Below are 17535 nucleotides of genomic sequence, written 5' to 3'. Positions count from 1 at the left end.
CAGCCGCGCCGATGCTCATAGTTGTTGCCGGTGACTGAATCCTGGCCACAGAGAAACGCCCGCCGCACGCAGCGGGACACCACGTGATACCAGGGTGTGTCATCAAGGCAGATCTGGGAGGCGCGGGGTTGGGTCATGGAACGATCTTAGTGGGGCGGTGCACTTGAGTCAATAACAAAGTGGGTGTCCTAAGGTAAGAAGGCCAACGACCAACTGGCTGCCTAGCGGCCCATCCAGCTACTTTTCAGTCTACGCATCGTAATCACGAAGCCATGTTCGCCGCCAAGCGCAACCGAGTAGCGTCTGGCAAACGTGATCGTCGTCTAGGCGCAAGAGGCGGAACAAGACCGCGCTGACATCTGGGACTACATCGCGGCTGAAGACCCCGGAGCGGCCGTCCGCATGGATGGGCTTTTCAGTGATGCAGCCAACTGGCTGGCCACGCATCCAAAAATGGGCAAGACGGGCAGGATTCCAGGCACCTGCACTGATACCGCACGAAAGGTATCGCCTCGTGTATGAGATCGATGGCGAAACGGTGTGGGTGTTGGCCCTGGTGCATACCTCGCGCCAGTGGCCGCCATATCGGGAATAGGGCACGCATCCCGAATCATAAAAAGTGGCGGGGTAGGGTTAACCCTACCCCGCCGTGCTGCCGCTACCGAGGGAGAGGAGAGCGGCTTACTGCAACAACTGCAGGACGTTCTGCGGCAGCTGGTTTGCCTGGGCCAGTACCGAAGTGCCCGCCTGCTGCAGGATCTGGCCTCGGGTGAGCGCCGCCGTCTCGGCTGCGAAGTCCGCGTCCAGGATGCGGGAGCGGGAGGCGCTTAGATTTTCCGAACCTACCTGCAGATTGGCGATATTGCTGTCGAAGCGATTCTGGATGGCACCCAGCTGCGCCCGGAAGCCACTCACCTGCTGGATGGCATAGTCCACCGCCAGCAGGGTGTTGTTGGCGTTTTCGAGGGTATCCACCGCGAAGTTGTCGACGCGGAAGGTGTTGTCCTCTTCCGTGGCATTCACGGTGATGGGCGGAGTCCCAAGATCCGTCTCGATCGTGACATCGAAGGGTTGCCCGAAGTCCGAGGTGAAGTTGATCTCCTTGCCATCGGGTGACAGATTGGCCGATACACCCGTCTCTGTGGCTCGAGCGTTGATCTGGCTGATCACGTCGGAGAAGGACCGGGCTCCTTCGATATCGATGCTAATGGGATCTTCGTTGGTGCCGTTGACCTGGACGGTGAAGTTGGCGGTGTTGCTATCGCTTAGGTATTGGTCGAGGGTGAGAGTGTCCTGAGTGATGGCAGGAACGGTGCCACTTAGGGAGTATTCATCGGTTCCATCGTTAAGCGAAAACTTAATATCGACCTTTTCCCCGGATTCATTAATAAAGATCAGGTTGTTGCCCGCTGAGGTTGCACGAATGCCATCAGGTAAGCCTGCGTTATCATTGATATCATTCACTAGTGCACCAATGTCAGCAGGGGTGTCAGTGACCGTGTAATCGGTGTCATTAATAGCTAAAGTGGTAGCCGAGGCGGGAAAAGTGGCACCACTTAAGTCAATGGTTTGTTGGCCTGAAAAACTCTGACTCATACCCGAGTATTCATCGGTTCCATCGTTAAGCGAAAACTTAATATCGACCTTTTCCCCGGATTCATTAATAAAGATCAGGTTGTTGCCCGCTGAGGTTGCACGAATGCCATCAGGTAAGCCTGCGTTATCATTGATATCATTCACTAGTGCACCAATGTCAGCAGGGGTGTCAGTGACCGTGTAATCGGTGTCATTAATAGCTAAAGTGGTAGCCGAGGCGGGAAAAGTGGCACCATCTAAATCAATCTCATAAACCTGAGCCCCAGCCCACATCTCCGAAGTCCCATCCAGTACCGCTCCCAACACACTCCCCCGGGAATCAATCCCACCAGCCGCGATGGTCTGCCCAGAGTTCGCTCCCACCTGAAAGATCAGGTTTTCCAGCGTACCATCGAGGATGTTCTGACCATTGAACTGGGTGGTGGATGCAATGCGGTTGATCTCTTCCACCGCCTGCTGAACCTCCTGATTCAGGGCGGCGCGGTCCGAGGCGGAGTTGGTGGCGTTGGCCGATTGCACAGACAGCTGTCGAACCCGCTGCATCAGGTTGGCCACTTCACCCAGCGCGCCCTCGGCGGTCTGGGCGTAGCTCACGCCATCGTTGGCATTACGCACGCCCTGGTTCAGGCCGTTGATCTGAGAAGTGAAGCGTTCCGCAATGGCCAGACCGGCGGCGTCGTCCTTGGCGCTATTGATGCGCAGCCCGGATGACAGCCGTTCCAGGGCCACGTTGAGCTGACTCTGGCTGGAGTTGAGATTACGCTGAGCATTCAGCGAGGCAATGTTGGTATTGATGACCTGAGACATGATGTGTGCTCCCTCAGTATTTTGTAGCGGCAGATATCAAAGTGCGCAGCCGCGGTGGCCAATGGCGTGGCCCGATGGACACCGGGCACTCGCACTGCGCTCAATCTGCCTGAAGCACTAGTCATGCCAAATTGTTCAAGCGCCAGCATCCTGCCGGCTCAGTTCACATTAAAAGTTCAATAAAACAATAAGATGGGTGTGTCTTAAATCCACGCTCAGACTTGCCATCCCCGCACAATCGCTCCCATGATCAAAACTAAAAGAGGGAGCCAAGCGGGAAAACCATGCCGCCGAACCGGCAACCCCTTGCCCTCTTGGTGTGGCAATCTGCGGATAGGGTGCGACCCAAACCCACGCTATACACGCCGCCGCAGCAAATGGAACTCGCGATAATTCACGGCGTCGTCGCACAAGTCGCCCTGGCGAATGGTTTCAAAAGGGGCTGTATGGCTTAAGGTTGACAGACAGGGTGGCCGCCCATTACCACTTGCGTTATGTCGCTTTAAGGAGATTGTATGAACCGAGTTATGGATGAGAAAGTTAGTGCTCTTTTTTATAGAGCTATAGAGGAGATAGCTCTAGATGAAAAATCAGGTAGCTATCAATCTTTAAAGAGTATTATTGGAGTTGCTACAGGCTTGCATAATCTTAAGGTTGCAATAATATCATGCCACAAAGAGAATAATATTTACTCAAGCAATGTTCTATTTCGATCATTGATTGAGCATTACGCAAAATTTTTAATTTTAATGTACAGATATTCAAGCGAGAACAATAATGACGTTGGTAAAGATAACCTAATATTTGCCAGAGCCCATGAACTGAAGAGCTATGGCAATGCTCTGAAACTCTACAAGGATCTAGTGGGGAAAGATTCTTCAATGGTGCGTTATAAAAAAGCAATCGAAAAATTGAGCGACGAAGCTGCAAGCAAAACATCAGCGGAACTAAAGGATGCATTTGATCAATTCGGCTACCGCAACGTAGCGAAGTATTTTGAGGCAAACGAAAATTACTTTTTCAAAAATAAATTAGAAGTTTTCGCTCCTATGATGCTTGAATACTCCGAGTTGTCTACCTTTGTACATGCTGGGCCGGAAGCAAATGATTCGGGGGCTGACATCAGTGATGCTTATGTAAATAGGCAGCTTGAAAATGCATTTGGATTGGCTGCAGCTGTATATTCTATGACGCTTCTAGCTCTTTCAAGAAAACATCCTGAAACATTCGATATCCATAGGAAAATAGATGAAATCGTCAATTCGCAGACATAATCGGGTAAGGGCCAATGTCGTCAACTTAGGTAACTTCTCAATAAGTCATGGCAACCTTGGGGCGATGATTCGCTACCATGGCATCAGATGCCTTCCTTTGGCCCTTGTCCTGAGTGATCCGGAAAAGACCTGCGATGATCAAGCTGCCCGACATTCCCGACGCGGAGCGCACGGCACTGGTTGATGTGTTGATGAGCCTGATCGAATACAGAAGATCTGGCTCTCTATGACCGGGGTTTCCCATCGTTTGCCCTGTTCGCCGCGCACCGCCATGCCAAAGTGGATTTCTGTGGCCGGCTCCCCCTGAGCTTCAATGCGCAGGTCGCCCCCAGCTTCCCGCATCCGTTCACCTTCCAGGAATCTTCCACCCGAGGGCATAATCCGGGAAAATCTCCGGCCTGCAGCCAGGATCTGCGTGGGAAAAGAGGCGGGAAATAATCTGGGAAACAACAGTGAGTCGGGAGATCTCGGCACGCACCAGGCGGAAGGCACTGGCGCGGTTACGTTCGGCGGGCAGTCCCAGTTCCCAGGCGATGGACTTGTACATGTCCATGTACGTTGCCGGTGGTGAGGGGGATAGAAGGTGCGGTACAGTCCCGGGTGCAGGCTGCTGGTGATGCGTCGGCAGGCGGTGGTCTTGCCGTTGCCGGCCTCGCCGGTGAGCAGGCTGATGCCGCGCAGCTGCAGCAGGTGCCTGAGCCGGGCCTGGGCCTCGCGCAGGGTCTGGGACTCGAACAGATCCTCACTGGCCACGGTCGGTTCGAAGGGATAGGCGGTCAGGCCGAAGTGCTTGCAGTACATGGCCTCAGTCCTCCGATGACTCGGCATCGAAGTCCCGCCAGTGCATCCCCGAGGGCGTGGGCTGCGGGGCCTGATCCTCGCTGCGGGCCTCGCGCGAGGGCTGGTTGCGTTTGACGAAGCAGTTGGCATACACATCCACGGGCTTGGCCGTTTCCAGGAACCGCCCCTGGTGGTGGACCTGGACCCCACGCCGTGCCGCGCCAGGGTCGTAGCGCAGGGTGACACGCTCGCCGATCAGGGCGGCATCCACCTCATAGAGGACGCCGTCGAGGCTGACGGTGCGATCCTTGTGGACCTTGCACATCGCCTCGAACAGGCACTTCGCACCACCAGGCCAGCCTGGCCTGGCAGCCTCTCCCGTTGCACCTTACTGCCGCCCGGAGGCTCAATGCGGCCGCCTATCACCACAGGGCGGCAATCGTATGCCTCTTTGGAGCCACCTCACCGGCTGGTTTATACTGGCGGCGGCAATAGAGGGGAAATTTTTTGCCGCCCAAGGCTAAAGATTGCCGCTTGGGGGTCGATAACGGGTTTGAAGGGAGATTAAACACCCCACACGGGGGCTCCCCGGACCTTCAAGACCCAGGGGTTCGCTACGAACCCGACCAATGGCAAGGAGAACGACCATGTCACAGGTAATCAACACCAACATCGCCTCGCTGAACGCGCAGCGCAACCTCAACGCCACTCAGGGCCAGTTGCAGACCTCGCTCGAGCGCCTCTCATCCGGTCTGCGTATCAATAGCGCCAAGGACGATGCGGCTGGGTTGGCGATTTCCGAGCGGTTTACGGCCCAGATCAATGGACTGAACCAAGCTGCCCGCAATGCCAATGACGGTATCTCTTTCGCCCAAACAGCCGAGGGTGGTCTGGACGAAATTGGCAACTTGTTGCAGCGTGTGCGGCAGCTTTCCGTGCAGTCGGCCAACGACACTAATTCCGCCAGCGATCGGAAGACCATTCAGGGAGAGGTTCGTCAAGCTATTGCTGAAATTGGTCGTATTGCGGATTCGACCGAATTTAACGATTCCGGGGTACTCAACGGATCACTGGAAAACTTGGTGTTCCAGGTTGGTGCCAATCAGGGTCAAACAATTACAGTGGGTGGGGTTGATGCACGCACAGATAGCCTGGGGGTCAATAAAGTTAGCGGCACTGGTTCAACTGCCAGTGCCGCTGATGAGTTGGGCAGTGCCGTAGGTGCCGTTTTATTTAGCGGTGGTACTAATGGTCTTGCAGCTGACGACAGTTTTACTGTAAATGGTAAAGAGTTTATATTTAAAGCATCTACCTCATTAACGGACGATCAACGCAGTTTTGATACGATGGACGGTCTGATTAATGCCATCAATGAAACTTCTGGTGACACCAATGTCAGCGCTATCAAAAAAGATGTCACGGAAGTCAATCTCGGTGCCTATACGGCTGGAGCGGGGAGTATCAATATTAATGGTACTGCAGTCGCATTGACTGCTGGGGACACAGCATCCAACGCGATCGATAAAGTAAATAGCGTGTCAACTACAACTGGCGTGCGGGCGGAAGATGTCAATGGCGATATTGTGCTTAAAGATCTTAGCGGTGGAGCAATAGAGCTAGGGGCACCTGCAGCGAATTTTGGTAACTTAGCCAATGATGCGAGTGGCGTTCGTTTCGAGGCGGGTTTCAGCTTGGTTGCGGATATCGGTCAATCAATTGATATTGCTGACGTAACTAATACCCCTGCTGCGGATGTGTTCGGTATTACAGGAGCAGCAACGGAGTCCACCTTGACCGCAGTTGACGTGTCTACACGTTCGGGCGCTGCTGAGGCTATTACAACCTTAGACTCAGTGTTGGGGCAAGTGAACAACCTTCGTGCTGACCTCGGTGCAGTCCAAAATCGCTTCGAGTCCACTGTATCCAACCTCCAGGTGAGTTCCGAAAATCTCTCGGCCTCCCGGTCGCGCATCCTGGATGCCGACTTCGCCTCGGAAACCGCGGCCCTCACCCGGTCGCAGATCCTGCAGCAGGCCGGTACCTCGGTCCTGGCGCAGGCCAACCAGGCCCCCAACAACGTGCTGGCTCTGCTCCAGTAACGCCCGGGGGTTGATGTGAACACGACGGCCCGGGGGGCATGGCCTTCCCGGGCCTTCGTTCTCCCCGCCATCGGGGGAGGAGAAGGCAGATGGATACATTAATCAACATCCCGCCCATGAACCCGGGGTCGGGTTCCCAGCGATCTTCGGTCTCACCGGAGAGCGGGGGAGGTTTGCCGGCCAAACCGGCTGGTCAGGGTCAAGTCTTGCCGCCTGCTGCCGATAAACCCATAGAAGGCGCAGCACCTGAAAGACCGGCGGACTTGAATAACTCTGCCGTACTGGCCGATCAGATCGAGGATGCGGTGCAACGCATCAACGAGTTTTTTCAGGTGGTGCAGCGGGATCTGCAATTCACGGTGGATGATTCCACCGGTCGCACGGTGGTGAAGGTCTTTGATTCCCAAAGCGAGGAACTGATCCGCCAGCTTCCACCCGATGAACTGCTGGCGGTGGCGGAGTACATGGACGAGGTGCGGGGCATGCTGGTCAAGGACAAGGCCTGAATCGCCCAGGTATTAATGGCGCAATTTTTGCATTACAGGCGGATGGATGTGCAATGAACCGAGCGGGGCCTGAAGATCAGTGGTCCCGTTGAGGGCTGTACACCGCATCCAGTCCACCCGATTCAGGAGGTTATCATGGCCACGATCAGTTCAATGGGTGTCGGTTCCGGCATCGACGTACGCGGGCTTGTGGACGAGCTCGTGGCTGCTGAGCGTAAGCCCTCCGAACAGCGCATCGAACGGCGTGAGCAGCGCCTGGAGGCGGAGATCTCCGGTTTGGGCAAGTTGCAGGGGGCCCTGGAAGAGTTCGGTGCTGCCCTCGATGGCCTGAACCAAGCCGCCGATTTCCGCCAGGTGGATGCCCAGGTGGGTGATGAGACGTTGCTCTCCGCCAGCGCCAATCGCAATGCGCCGCCGGGCAGCTATGACGTCAACGTGGTCCAACTGGCCCAGTCCCAGCGCATGGCCACCAATGCGGATTTGTTCGGCGAAGGGTTTTCCGCCGGCAGTGATTCGCTGGGGGTCGGCAGCATCACGCTCCGCTTCGGGGCAGGGGATGCCCAGACCAGCGAGACCTTTTCCCTGGAGGAGGGTGCCGACACCCTGCAGGATCTGCGGGCTGCCATCAATGCCCAATCCACCAATGTGCGGGCTACGGTGGTGGACGATGGAGAGGGGCCGCGCTTGGTACTCACCTCCACGCAGCCGGGTGAGCAGAATGCCATCACTGGCATTGATGTGGATATCGACGATGAGAACGCCTTGTTGAATAACCTGCGGACGGACGTTTCTGCCCTAGCGCAGGGTCAGGCAAATGATCAGTTCACCCTATTGCGACAGTCACAGAATGCCAAGCTGGAAGTGGACGGACTGACCATCACCCGCCCCACCAACGACATCAGCGGGGTGATTGATGGGGTTGACCTTACCCTAAGCGGCATTGGCGATACCCGCGTGAATGTTTCCGAAAAAACGGGCATTGCGCGAGAGGCTGTGGATGGGTTTGTTGAGGCCTACAATGCCTTGCGCTCCCAAATGAACGAACTCAATGCATTCGATCCGGAAAGCGGTGAGAGTGGTCTGCTCAATGGCGATGCCACCTTGCGCGGTGTGCAAAGCCGCTTGTCTCAAATGCTGGGTAACACGGTGGAAGGGATGGAAGGTGGCGTGCGCGCCCTGGCAGATATTGGTATTACCACGGACCGGGATGGCACCTTGCAGGTGAACGACTTTCAGCTGGATACAGCCCTCTCCGAGAACCGCGATGCCGTGATTCGATTATTCACTCAGGAGGAGGGTGGCATCGCCAGCCGGATGGATGGCCTGGTGAAGGAATTTACCGATCGCGACAGCATCATTCGCAGCCGTACCGAGACCTTGCAGCAAAGCCTTTCGGGGCTGACGGAGGACCGTGAACGGCTGGATCGGCGCATGGATCGGGTGGAGGCCCGATATGTTTCCCAGTTCTCTGCCATGGACGCCATGGTGGCGCAGATGAACCAGACCAGCGAGTTTTTGGATAATCAGCTGGCGGCATTGAACTCGAATAACAAGTGATGGATCCAAGCGGAATGAGGCAGGATGTCGCACTCAAGTTTTCCCGCTGCTGGTCGATGTAAAGGGTATGGAAAGACACCGTAACCGGGAGCACCGACCATGAGCTTCGCAGCCATGCATAAAGGCATCAACCAGTATCAACAGGTGGGCGCGGCCGGCGCGGCGTTTGCCGACCCTCATCGATTGATCGAGATGCTGCTGGACGGCGGCGTCGATCGCTTGGCCCAAGCCCGTGGTGCCGTGCACCGGGGCGATCGGCAGGCCAAGATCAAACTGATCGGCAAGGCTTTCGACATTATCGGTGGCCTGCGCGGCGGGCTGGACTTGAACAAGGGCGGCGAGGTGGCCGCGAATCTGGATAACCTTTACGATTACATGCAGCGGCGGCTGGTCACGGCCAATGCCCGGGATGATGCCTCGATTATTGATGAGGTTCTGAGCCTGCTCACCGAGATTCGCGAGGCCTGGAAGGCAATCCCGCCGGAGGTGCGCAAGGATCCATCGGCGCATGTGGGGTCGTCTGAGGCGGCTGTTAATGTGGTTGAGTAGGGTTCTCCATTCGGTCTGATGGGTTGAGGGGGCTTCTTTTGCTTGCCCTGCCCGGGTGACTTATTGATTGCTTGGGTGCGTATTTCAGAAGATCGAGTTCCAGAGAGGCTCTTGGATATCAGGCGCCCGGAGTGCATTGGTACTCCGGGCGTTTTTGCGTTTTGGAGGGGAGGGTGTGATGGGTGAGGGTGTGGAGGATGTACTGGCCGCCGCGGCGGAGCTTGAGCGCCTGGCGCGGCAGCGGATCACCTGGGCACGTCAGGGTGAGTGGGATGCCCTGGTGGAGAGCGAGGCCCGGCGGGGTGAGTTGGCCGAGCGTATCCGGGTGGATGTGTTTGCCGATCATGAGGCCCTGGGCCGCTCACTGGCCGAGCGGCTGATACGGATACGGGATCTGGACAAGGCCTTGGTGCCGTTGCTGGAACAGGCCCGGGATGAGCTGGCGGTGGAGTTGCAGAAGGTGCAGAAGAAGGCGGCGGGGGCGCGGGCTTATGATCGGACGTCGCGGGGGGAGAAGGGGTAGGGGGTCATTTTGGCATGGGCGGCCCTCACCCCCGGCCCCTCTCCCGCAGGCGGGAGAGGGGAGTGAAATGACGCCTTCACCCCCTCCACCCGCGCGCTTCAAGATCCTTGAGGATGTTGTCGGTCACCTGAACCAGGGTGGGCACGTATTCGTGGCCGCTTTGCAGGGCGTTGGCCAGGATGTTGGGATCGTCGATATATTCGTGGATCATTTGGTTGCGCAGTTTGCGCATGGCCAGCCATTGGTCAGTTGAGGGGACCCATCCCAGGCGCTCGGCCTTGTCCAGGTTATCGATGGCGGCGCCGGTCTTTTCGCCCAGGGCTTCCAGGTGGCGGGGGATCAGTTTGTCGCCCAGAGTGTCTTGCAGACGGCCAAATCGTGCCACGAAGGCATCGGCGCGTTCGGCCAGGTCAATGTCCTGGGCCAGGGATTGGGCACGTGCCTCGGTGAACGGTTGAGCAAACAGGCGTGCATCGGTAAGGGCCAGGTGCCGGGCTTCCTTTTGTGCCAGGTCCGCGAGGAACCGCAGACGCTCGTGAGATGTGGGCGGGTGGGGCATGGTTACAGGAGCACCCCTTCCCGACGCGCCACCTCATGGATGGGCAAGGGGCGCAGGTTGGGAGCGCTCAGGACCACGTCCACCCTGCGGCCCTGCAGGTGGCGACTGATCCTGGCGGAGAGGGTGGCCGAGAGCCGGGCGGGTTGCTCCACCGGTTCATCCAGTTCCACCATGAGGTCCACATCCCCCCCGCGGGCGGTATCGTCCAGGCGAGAACCGAACAGCCGAACCCGTGCGGCCTCGCCGGCTTGATCGGCGACGATGCGGCGGATGGTGGTTTGTTGTTGTGGGGTGAGGCGCATGGGGTGAGTGTACTACGGTCGGCCGAATCCACCTATGCCTTGACAATAGGTTAAAACCGATATAGCTTTTTTCCTATAGTCGGAAGATCACTCCATGTGGCAGATAGAGCAGACCAGGACGTTTGAAGAGTGGTACTTTGCGCTGGACGACGCCGACCGTGAGAACGTGCTGGCAGCACTCTTGATGCTGAGGGAAAGAGGGCCGATGTTGCCGCGCCCCTACGCTGACACGGTTAATGGCTCGCAGTATCGCAACATGAAAGAGCTGAGGATCCAGAGCCAAGGGCGGCCGCTTAGAGCCTTCTTTGCCTTCGATCCTCAGCGGACGGGCATCATCTTGTGTGCCGGAGATAAGACCGGTAACAAGCGTTTCTACGATGATTTGATCCCAGTGGCTGATCGGGAATATGCGGCCCACCTGGAATCATTGAAGTGAGGTGAAAGCTATATGGCCCGCACCCTGGAACAACTGATTGCCAGCGAGAACCCTGATGTTGTCAATCGCGCCAAGGAGAAGGCTGACGCGATGCTGCTGGAACTCCGCTTGTCGGAGGTTCGCCGTCTGGTGGAAATGACTCAGGCGGAAATGGCCGAGGCGCTAGGCGTCAAGCAGCCAACGATTGCGGGCATGGAGAAGAGCGGTCAGGATCTCCGCTTGAGTTCCCTTAAACGCTACGTTGAAGCCATCGGCGGGAAGGTTCGTGTGGATATCCAGCTTCCCGACGGCACTCATCACGGATTCTCCTTGTAATTGTTTTGCTCAAGGGCATGGAGCCATTGGCCTCCTATCTTGCCAATCGGGCCAGATGCCGTTGATAGCGCCGCATCACCAGCAGGTGCCCCACGGCCTGTGTCCATAGGTAGATGTACCAGGGCAGGGCGGGGGCGAAGTCGTGGATGGCGGCTAGGGTGTAGCGGTCGTCCAGCACGGTGTGAAACTCGAATCGTCCCTTGTCTTCAACATTTCTTGCCAGCAGGCCGCCGGTGATGCGGTAGACCTGTCGCCGTGCGTGGCTGGCGGCGGGGTCGTGAGTGAGTTCCAGGATTTTCAGGCGGGGCCAGCGCAGGTGGATGCGGTAGCCGGCATCGGGTTGGGTGGTGCTCGGTTGGTCATTTTGCCGGGTGGGGGCGATGACCTCGGTGACCACCAGGGGCCAACAGCATTGGGTGAGCCAGCGGAAGTAGTTGCCGGCCACCCAGGCGGCATTCTGCCCCGGGGGGAGGATGATGCGCTGGATGGAGCGCACCCGGCTGTCGCGGCGTAGCTGGGCCCGGGTGCGTTTCTGGATGGGCTGGCGGGGGCTGGGTTTGAGGCGTTGCCGGGGGTGGTCCAGGGCCTCGTTGAGGGCCTGTTCGAAGGGGATGGCGCCGGGGTTGATGTGCCGCTGCAGGGGGTTGTCGCGGATGATGGTGTCCCGGGGCAGGCTGTCGATCACCGGGGCGACCAGGTCGGTGGGTGTGCCGGTCACCCAGCGGGCGCCCAGGGCGGCGATGCGGGCGGGCAGCCAGGGCAGGATGATGAAGCGGCGTTTGAGGTTCAGGAGTCGGGCCGTGGTGCGCAGGGCCTCCACGTAGCTGATGTCCTGGGGGCCGCCGATGTCGTGGGGGCCGCTGAATTGTTCCGGCTGCCCCACGGCATGTTGAATGGCGCGGTTCAGGTCCTGCAGTGCAATGGGGCGGGTCACGGAGCGGGCCGAAGGCGGCATGAACAGCACGCCCATGCGCCGCACCAGTTCCACCATGAGTCGGCTGGCCGATCCACCGGGGCCCACCACCAGGCCGGCGCGCAGTACGGTGATGGGCACGCCATGGGCGCCCAGGACCATTTCCACTTCTCGTCGGCTCCACAGCAGGGTGGAGATGCGGAAGCTGTCGGGGATGTAGCCGCCGACGAAGAGAATCTGTTTCACGCCATTGGCGGCGGCGGCGCGGGCGAAGTTGTCGGCCAGGATCAGGTCCATGTCCCGGGGCGCGGCCTGGGTGAGCCGGGAGGAGGGGGCCAGGGAGTGCACCAGGTAGATGGCGTAGTCACACCCTTGCAGTGCTCGGGTGACGTCGTCCTGGGAGAAGAGGTCGCAATGCTGCCACTGGATGCAGGCCTCGGGGTCGGGTGTCTCGGCCCGAGCGGGGGAGCGGGTCAGGGCGGTCACCGGGTATTCCTTCGCCAGTTCCCGGCACAGGGTGGTGCCGATAAAACCGCTGGCACCGGCCACGGTGATGCGGGGGGTGTTGAGGGGGCAGGAGGGGGTTGGCATTTAAACGAACAATTTTGGTTTCAGATCACTTCCAGCTGTAGATGCTTTCCACAGGCCTTCAGGTAGCGCCTCACGGTGCTGATGGACGGGGAATGCTGGCCTGATGCCAATGAGCGCTCCAAGCGAGCAATGGCCGGTGCCTTGGTACCCATGCGGGCAGCAACATCAGCCTGCGTCAGCCCAGCCTCACGGCGAGCCTGTAGCAGCATGTCCAGCAAGGCGAACTCTTCACGGTTGACCCGCTCGTACTCCTCGCGGACCTCGCGGTTTTCCAGCGCTTTTGCCTTTAGTTGCTCATGAGTCAGCATCCTTTACCTCCTTGAGTCGCTTTTCGGCCAGTGTTTTGTGTCTTTCCGGCGTCTTTTGGTCTTTCTTTACGAAGCAGTGAAGTATCACGATCCGCTGACCGATGCGGGTACAGAAGAACACCCGGGCGATACCCTCAGCGCCTTTCAACCGGAGCTCGAACAGCCCCTTGCCGAATGCCTTGGTATGCGGCTCCCCCAGGTTCGGTCCGGCATCAAGCATGCGATCGGTCAGGCTGATGTACCTGGCCAGCAGCGTCGGCGGCAACTCGAGAATCTCTCGCTGGAGATTTTCGTTGTAGTACTCGATAGTATAGGGCATGGGTAAGAATATTAACAAATTCGTTAATGCCGGGGGCACACCTCGGCCATCCGGGCTCGGCAGCGCCACGCAGCAGCCGCCCTGTATGATGGCGCCGAGTCAGGTCGAAACATCGGGTGGTTCAAGCGTGATTACGGACCGTGGGGAACCTACTGTTGAGGTGCGCCGCTACCGATCGGATCAGCGATCACCGTTGGAGAAGTTGAAAGGCAGTGTGGTGGAGTACAGGGCACCCACTGAACCAGTGGCAGAAGATGATGGGGAAGCAGAGTCTTGATCATACTGGATGCTCAATACAGCGCACTTACAATGGCTGCCACCCCCGCCACCGCAGAGAGCCACAGCACCGCTGGTCTGAGCCAGCAGCGGTCCAGGTAGTCCACCAGGTAGCCGGAGATCCAGAACCCCATCACGATGCCCGGAAGCAGGGCCAGGCCCAGCAGCAGTTCTGTGGTGCCGAATCGGTCCAGGAAGGCCAGGGCGGTGAGGGCGACGATGCCCGCGGGCACGAAGATGGCCGACAGGGTGCCTCGCAGTCGGGGACCGGTCACGTTCTGGAAGGCCAGTGCCAGGGGCGGGCCGCCGATGGAGGTGATGGTGGCCATGAAACTGGATAGTCCGGCGGCTCCCAGTAGATGGTGAGGGCGGGGGTCGGGCATGTGGCGGATGAGGCTCAGGCCTACCCCGAGCAGCACCAGGATGCCCAGCAGCATGCCCAAGACCTGTTCGGCCACCACGCCCAGCACCAGGGCGGCCATGGCGGTGCCGGCAAAGCTGCCGGGCAGGGCCCAGGCCACGTCCCGTGGATGAACGGCCCGCCATTCCCGCAGGAGGATCAGGAGCGGCAAGGCCATGCCGACGATGAGCATGGGGGCGGGGATGAGTTGGGGGTGGATGAGGTAGAGTAGCGGCGCGCCCAGCAGCGCCACGCCGTAGCCGATGCCACCTTGTATGATGGCGCCGATGATGAGGACGAGGGTGGCCAGGAGCCATTGGGTGAGGGTGAGGGGGAAGTCCATTCCTCATTGTCCCCTTTTCCAGGCAGCTTGCGTAGGGGCGCTTCGGGAAGCGCCCGGCCGGTGCATGGGATACCCTTGCAGCCACCCGATGGGCCGCCTGAGTCCTGTACACCGCGCGGGCCGTTCGCGAACGGCCCCTACGTGTGTATTGGTGAGCTGGGTTGTCTGCCGGCCTTGGATACCGCGCAGGCCGTTCGCAGGCAGTTTGTGTAGGGGCGCTTCGGGAAGCGCCCGGCTGGCGCATTGGATACCCTTGCAGCCATCCGATGGGCCGCCTGATTCCGGTACACCGCGCGGGCCGTTCGCGAACGGCCCCTACGTGTGTATTGGTGAGTTGGGGTTGTCTGCTGGCCTTGGATGATGTGAGTTTGTCTTTAAGAGATCTGTGAATGCCTGATTTTTCAAACTTTACTGCCCAGCACCGCTTCTGCGCCGCGCCGATGATCGAGCGGCGGGGAAGGTGCGGCGTTCTGAGATGCAAGGGCTCCAATCCAGTCCGATGAGATCATCGATTGCACTGAAATTGAAGCGATCGGCCATCCGGTAGGCGGTGGGTCGCTACCCTTCAGTCATGAACACGGACCGCATGGTGGCGACGAAGGTTTCAGCCTGCTCGACCATCTCCTTCGCTTCGCCAGGCTCAATGGAGTCCCCGTTGTAGTCAGCCACCAGTCGGATTTCGTGTGCGCGGTTCAGCTGGCGGCCTATCTCTCTTGATATCGGGCCATTCTTCACCAGAAAGTTACCAAAGGCTCCGATCAGGCCACTATGGCTGCGACCAATATCCGGTGTTACGAGTGCATCCGAAGCCAGCAGGGCGGCACGGGCTGCATCGAACATGGCATAGTAGGCCCGGTTGGCGGAGCCATCGACGTCGCCTAGCTCAAGCAAGACGCGGGCGGATGCGCAAGCAGTGTCAGCTTTAGCCATCAGCGCTTTGGGCGTTAATTGCTGATTGTTCATAGCCGAACCCCCTCCCGATCGATGTTGCGCAGCAAGATGGGGTTCGAGTAGTTTTCTGGATGCTCCCACTCGTCGAGCCAGATCGGCAGTGGCGAGATGAGGATGCCGGTTTCGAGCAGAACATCGAAGGCGATATCAGCCATATCCAGCTTGGTAGGTAGAAAGCGTTGATGCTCGCCGCGTAACAGCACGGCCACGTCTGCGTCACTGTCTGGGCGGTGTGTGCCACGAGCACGGCTGCCATAGACTATGGCTCGCGCTACGTCGTAGCGACTGGAGATCAAGGCGAGGAAGCGGCGGACGGCTTCCTCGGTGCGATGGTCGATGTGATTCATCGGGGAAAAAACAACAGGATGTGTTTTTATCATCGCTTCGGGCCAAGGAGAAAGCAACTTGGCGTCCTCCTCTCGTCAAGACCTACCAGAGAATGCTTCTCAGTTCCTCATTGTCCCCTTTTCCAGGCAGCTTGCGTAGGGGCGCTTCGGGAAGCGCCCGGCCGGTGCATGGGATACCCTTGCAGCCACCCGATGGGCCGCCTGAGTCCTGTACACCGCGCGGGCCGTTCGCGAACGGCCCCTACGTGTGTATTGGTGAGCTGGGTTGCCTGCCGGCCTTGGATACCGCGCAGGCCGTTCGCAGGCAGTTTGCGTAGGGGCGCTTCGGGAAGCGCCCGGCCGGTGCATGGGATGCCCCTGCAGCCACCCGATGGGCCGCTTGAGTCCGGTACACCGCGCGGGCCGTTCGCAGGCAGCTTGCGTAGGGGCGCTTCGGGAAGCGCCCGGCCGGTGCATGGGATACCCTTGCAGCCACCCGATGGGCCGCTTGAGTCCGGTACACCGCGCGGGCCGTTCGCGAACGGCCCCTACGTGTGTATTGGTGAGTTGGGTCGTCTGCCGGCCTTGGATGATGTGAGTTTGTCTTTAAGAGATCTGTGAATGCCTGATTTTTCAAGCTTTACTGCCCAGCACCGCTTCTGCGTGGCGCCGATGATGGAATGGACTGACCGCCATTGCCGGTACTTTCTGCGCCTGCTTAGTCAGCGGGCGTTTCTCTACACCGAGATGGTCACCACGGGCGCGCTGATTCATGGTGATCGGGATCGCTTCCTGGCCTTTGATCCGGCAGAGCATCCCGTGGCGCTGCAACTGGGCGGCTCCGAACCGGAGGACCTGGCCCGGTGTGCCGTCATGGCTCAGGAGGCTGGGTATGATGAGGTGAATCTGAACGTGGGCTGCCCTTCGGATCGGGTGAGTTCCGGGCGGTTTGGGGCGTCTTTGATGAGGGAGCCGGAGCGCGTGGCGGACTGTGTGCGGGCCATGAGCGAGGCGGTGGATATCCCGGTGACGGTGAAGCATCGCATCGGGATCGATGATCTGGATTCTTATGAGTTTCTGGCGGGCTTCGTGGACAAGGTGGCCTCGGCGGGTTGTCAGCTGTTCATCGTGCATGCCCGCAAGGCCTGGCTGCAGGGGCTGAGCCCGAAGCAGAACCGGGAGATCCCGCCCCTGTGCTACGAGCGTGTGCATCAGTTGAAGGCGGATTTTTCCCATCTCTCCATCATCATCAATGGGGGGCTGACCACCCTGGATGCCTGTCAGGCACAGCTGGAACATGTGGATGGGGTGATGCTGGGGCGGGAGGCCTATTACAATCCGGGCATCCTGGCGGGTGTGGATGGGTTGCTTTATGGCGAGCAGGGGCCGGCGCCGACGCCCCATGAGGTGGTGGAGCGCTTTGTGCCTTATGTGGAGGCGCGCCTGGCCGAGGGTGTGCCCCTGCAGGCCATGACGCGGCATATCCTGGGGCTGTTCCCGGGCATGCCGGGGGCGCGGGCCTGGCGGCGGCATATCAGTGAGAATGCCCACCGGGAAGGGGCGGGTGTGGAGGTGATTCTTGAGGCGGTGGGGAAGGTCAGACGTCCTGAGGCCATGAAGCATGGGTAGGGGCCGTTCGCGAACGGCCCGTGCGGGTGTATCCGACTTTCGTGGCCTGTCGGGGGGGGGGTGGCATCTGATGCGCCGGTCGGGCGCTTCTCGAAGCGCCCCTACAGGGCCTCGGTGTTTCTGGGAAGGTAGGACGTCCTGATGCCATGAAGAGTGGGTAGGGGCCGTTCGCGAAC

The 17535-nt window shown here is 59.1% G+C and carries 22 protein-coding genes and 1 pseudogene; 11 read left to right on the top strand and 12 right to left on the bottom strand.

Features of this window, described 5'->3' with window-relative positions; translation table 11 throughout:
* A pseudogene (locus BMY52_RS15240) lies at window positions 1-137 on the bottom strand (transposase); the annotation flags it as partial.
* Window positions 138-357: 220 nt separating this feature from the next.
* On the opposite strand from BMY52_RS15240, the gene BMY52_RS13940 reads away from it, so the two are divergent.
* Entirely contained in the window at window positions 358-522 is a 165-nt protein-coding gene (locus tag BMY52_RS13940; RefSeq protein ID WP_342707714.1) for a type II toxin-antitoxin system RelE/ParE family toxin, read from the top strand.
* Complete coding sequence (locus tag BMY52_RS15900; protein ID WP_281244097.1) at window positions 515-595, top strand: hypothetical protein; 81 nt, start codon at window positions 515-517, stop codon at window positions 593-595. Before BMY52_RS13940 ends, BMY52_RS15900 begins: the two co-directional genes overlap by 8 nt.
* An 86-nt stretch (window positions 596-681) precedes the next feature.
* Here the strand turns inward: BMY52_RS15900 and BMY52_RS13935 are convergent, their stop codons facing one another.
* Entirely contained in the window at window positions 682-2403 is a 1722-nt protein-coding gene (locus tag BMY52_RS13935; protein WP_090255442.1) for a flagellin N-terminal helical domain-containing protein, read from the bottom strand.
* Window positions 2404-2918: 515 nt separating this feature from the next.
* On the opposite strand from BMY52_RS13935, the gene BMY52_RS13930 reads away from it, so the two are divergent.
* Window positions 2919-3677: a hypothetical protein gene (locus BMY52_RS13930; RefSeq protein WP_143050495.1), complete on the top strand. Its 759-nt coding sequence runs from the start codon at window positions 2919-2921 to the stop codon at window positions 3675-3677.
* Window positions 3678-3815: 138 nt separating this feature from the next.
* On the opposite strand, the gene BMY52_RS13925 is transcribed toward BMY52_RS13930, so the two are convergent.
* Together BMY52_RS13925 and BMY52_RS13920 are read right to left on the bottom strand one after the other, a co-directional pair.
* Complete coding sequence (locus BMY52_RS13925) at window positions 3816-4478, bottom strand: hypothetical protein (RefSeq protein ID WP_090255438.1); 663 nt, start codon at window positions 4476-4478, stop codon at window positions 3816-3818.
* A 4-nt stretch (window positions 4479-4482) separates the two neighbouring features.
* On the bottom strand, window positions 4483-4782 hold the full coding sequence (locus tag BMY52_RS13920; protein ID WP_090255435.1) for a Mu transposase C-terminal domain-containing protein: 300 nt from the start codon (window positions 4780-4782) through the stop codon (window positions 4483-4485).
* A 322-nt stretch (window positions 4783-5104) separates the two neighbouring features.
* Here BMY52_RS13920 and BMY52_RS13915 point away from each other — a divergent pair, with 322 nt between their 5' ends.
* The 5 genes from BMY52_RS13915 (at window position 5105) to BMY52_RS13895 (ending at window position 9691) form a co-directional block, all read left to right on the top strand.
* Complete coding sequence (locus BMY52_RS13915) at window positions 5105-6556, top strand: flagellin N-terminal helical domain-containing protein (RefSeq protein WP_090255434.1); 1452 nt, start codon at window positions 5105-5107, stop codon at window positions 6554-6556.
* A gap of 263 nt (window positions 6557-6819) precedes the next feature.
* On the top strand, window positions 6820-7062 hold the full coding sequence (locus BMY52_RS15775) for a flagellar protein FlaG (RefSeq protein WP_245740900.1): 243 nt from the start codon (window positions 6820-6822) through the stop codon (window positions 7060-7062).
* Between the two features lie 135 nt (window positions 7063-7197).
* Window positions 7198-8619 carry a flagellar filament capping protein FliD gene (gene fliD, locus BMY52_RS13905; RefSeq protein WP_090255430.1) on the top strand — a complete coding sequence of 474 codons (1422 nt, stop codon included), beginning with the start codon at window positions 7198-7200 and terminating at the stop codon, window positions 8617-8619.
* Window positions 8620-8718: 99 nt separating this feature from the next.
* On the top strand, window positions 8719-9168 hold the full coding sequence (fliS, locus tag BMY52_RS13900; protein WP_090255427.1) for a flagellar export chaperone FliS: 450 nt from the start codon (window positions 8719-8721) through the stop codon (window positions 9166-9168).
* 178 nt (window positions 9169-9346) lie between these two features.
* Window positions 9347-9691, top strand: coding sequence for a flagellar protein FliT (locus BMY52_RS13895; RefSeq protein ID WP_143050494.1), 345 nt, complete (start codon window positions 9347-9349; stop codon window positions 9689-9691).
* Window positions 9692-9767: 76 nt separating this feature from the next.
* On the opposite strand, the gene BMY52_RS13890 is transcribed toward BMY52_RS13895, so the two are convergent.
* On the bottom strand, window positions 9768-10250 hold the full coding sequence (locus BMY52_RS13890; protein WP_090255423.1) for a ribonuclease HepT family protein: 483 nt from the start codon (window positions 10248-10250) through the stop codon (window positions 9768-9770).
* Window positions 10251-10252: 2 nt separating this feature from the next.
* Window positions 10253-10552: a nucleotidyltransferase domain-containing protein gene (locus tag BMY52_RS13885; protein WP_090255421.1), complete on the bottom strand. Its 300-nt coding sequence runs from the start codon at window positions 10550-10552 to the stop codon at window positions 10253-10255.
* 94 nt (window positions 10553-10646) lie between these two features.
* Between BMY52_RS13885 and BMY52_RS13880 the strand changes: the two genes are divergently transcribed.
* Window positions 10647-10988, top strand: coding sequence for a type II toxin-antitoxin system RelE/ParE family toxin (locus BMY52_RS13880; protein ID WP_090255418.1), 342 nt, complete (start codon window positions 10647-10649; stop codon window positions 10986-10988).
* 12 nt (window positions 10989-11000) lie between these two features.
* Window positions 11001-11303: a helix-turn-helix domain-containing protein gene (locus tag BMY52_RS13875; RefSeq protein WP_090255416.1), complete on the top strand. Its 303-nt coding sequence runs from the start codon at window positions 11001-11003 to the stop codon at window positions 11301-11303.
* A gap of 34 nt (window positions 11304-11337) precedes the next feature.
* On the opposite strand, the gene BMY52_RS13870 is transcribed toward BMY52_RS13875, so the two are convergent.
* The 6 genes from BMY52_RS13870 to BMY52_RS13840 all read right to left on the bottom strand — a co-directional run bounded on the left by BMY52_RS13870 (window position 11338) and on the right by BMY52_RS13840 (window position 15808).
* Window positions 11338-12807: an NAD(P)H-binding protein gene (locus BMY52_RS13870; RefSeq protein ID WP_090255414.1), complete on the bottom strand. Its 1470-nt coding sequence runs from the start codon at window positions 12805-12807 to the stop codon at window positions 11338-11340.
* A 20-nt stretch (window positions 12808-12827) separates the two neighbouring features.
* Window positions 12828-13115 (bottom strand): helix-turn-helix domain-containing protein, encoded by a 288-nt coding sequence (locus BMY52_RS13865; protein ID WP_090255412.1) that lies wholly within the window; start codon window positions 13113-13115, stop codon window positions 12828-12830.
* Entirely contained in the window at window positions 13102-13434 is a 333-nt protein-coding gene (locus tag BMY52_RS13860) for a type II toxin-antitoxin system RelE/ParE family toxin (protein WP_090255410.1), read from the bottom strand. Before BMY52_RS13860 ends, BMY52_RS13865 begins: the two co-directional genes overlap by 14 nt.
* 290 nt (window positions 13435-13724) lie before the next feature.
* A complete protein-coding gene (locus tag BMY52_RS13850; RefSeq protein WP_090255408.1) occupies window positions 13725-14453 on the bottom strand; it encodes a sulfite exporter TauE/SafE family protein in 729 nt (242 codons plus the stop codon).
* 558 nt (window positions 14454-15011) lie between these two features.
* On the bottom strand, window positions 15012-15416 hold the full coding sequence (locus BMY52_RS13845) for a HEPN domain-containing protein (RefSeq protein WP_090255406.1): 405 nt from the start codon (window positions 15414-15416) through the stop codon (window positions 15012-15014).
* Window positions 15413-15808, bottom strand: coding sequence for a nucleotidyltransferase domain-containing protein (locus BMY52_RS13840; RefSeq protein WP_342707713.1), 396 nt, complete (start codon window positions 15806-15808; stop codon window positions 15413-15415). Before BMY52_RS13840 ends, BMY52_RS13845 begins: the two co-directional genes overlap by 4 nt.
* 543 nt (window positions 15809-16351) lie before the next feature.
* Here BMY52_RS13840 and dusA point away from each other — a divergent pair.
* Window positions 16352-17359 carry a tRNA dihydrouridine(20/20a) synthase DusA gene (gene dusA, locus BMY52_RS13835; RefSeq protein ID WP_090255402.1) on the top strand — a complete coding sequence of 336 codons (1008 nt, stop codon included), beginning with the start codon at window positions 16352-16354 and terminating at the stop codon, window positions 17357-17359.
* The last annotated feature ends 176 nt before the right edge of the window (window positions 17360-17535 follow it).

It is taken from the genome of Ectothiorhodospira marina (assembly GCF_900109495.1).
GTDB lineage: Bacteria > Pseudomonadota > Gammaproteobacteria > Ectothiorhodospirales > Ectothiorhodospiraceae > Ectothiorhodospira > Ectothiorhodospira marina.
The sequence above is the reverse complement of the archived record's forward strand: the minus strand, read 5'-3'. Positions and strand labels throughout refer to the sequence as shown.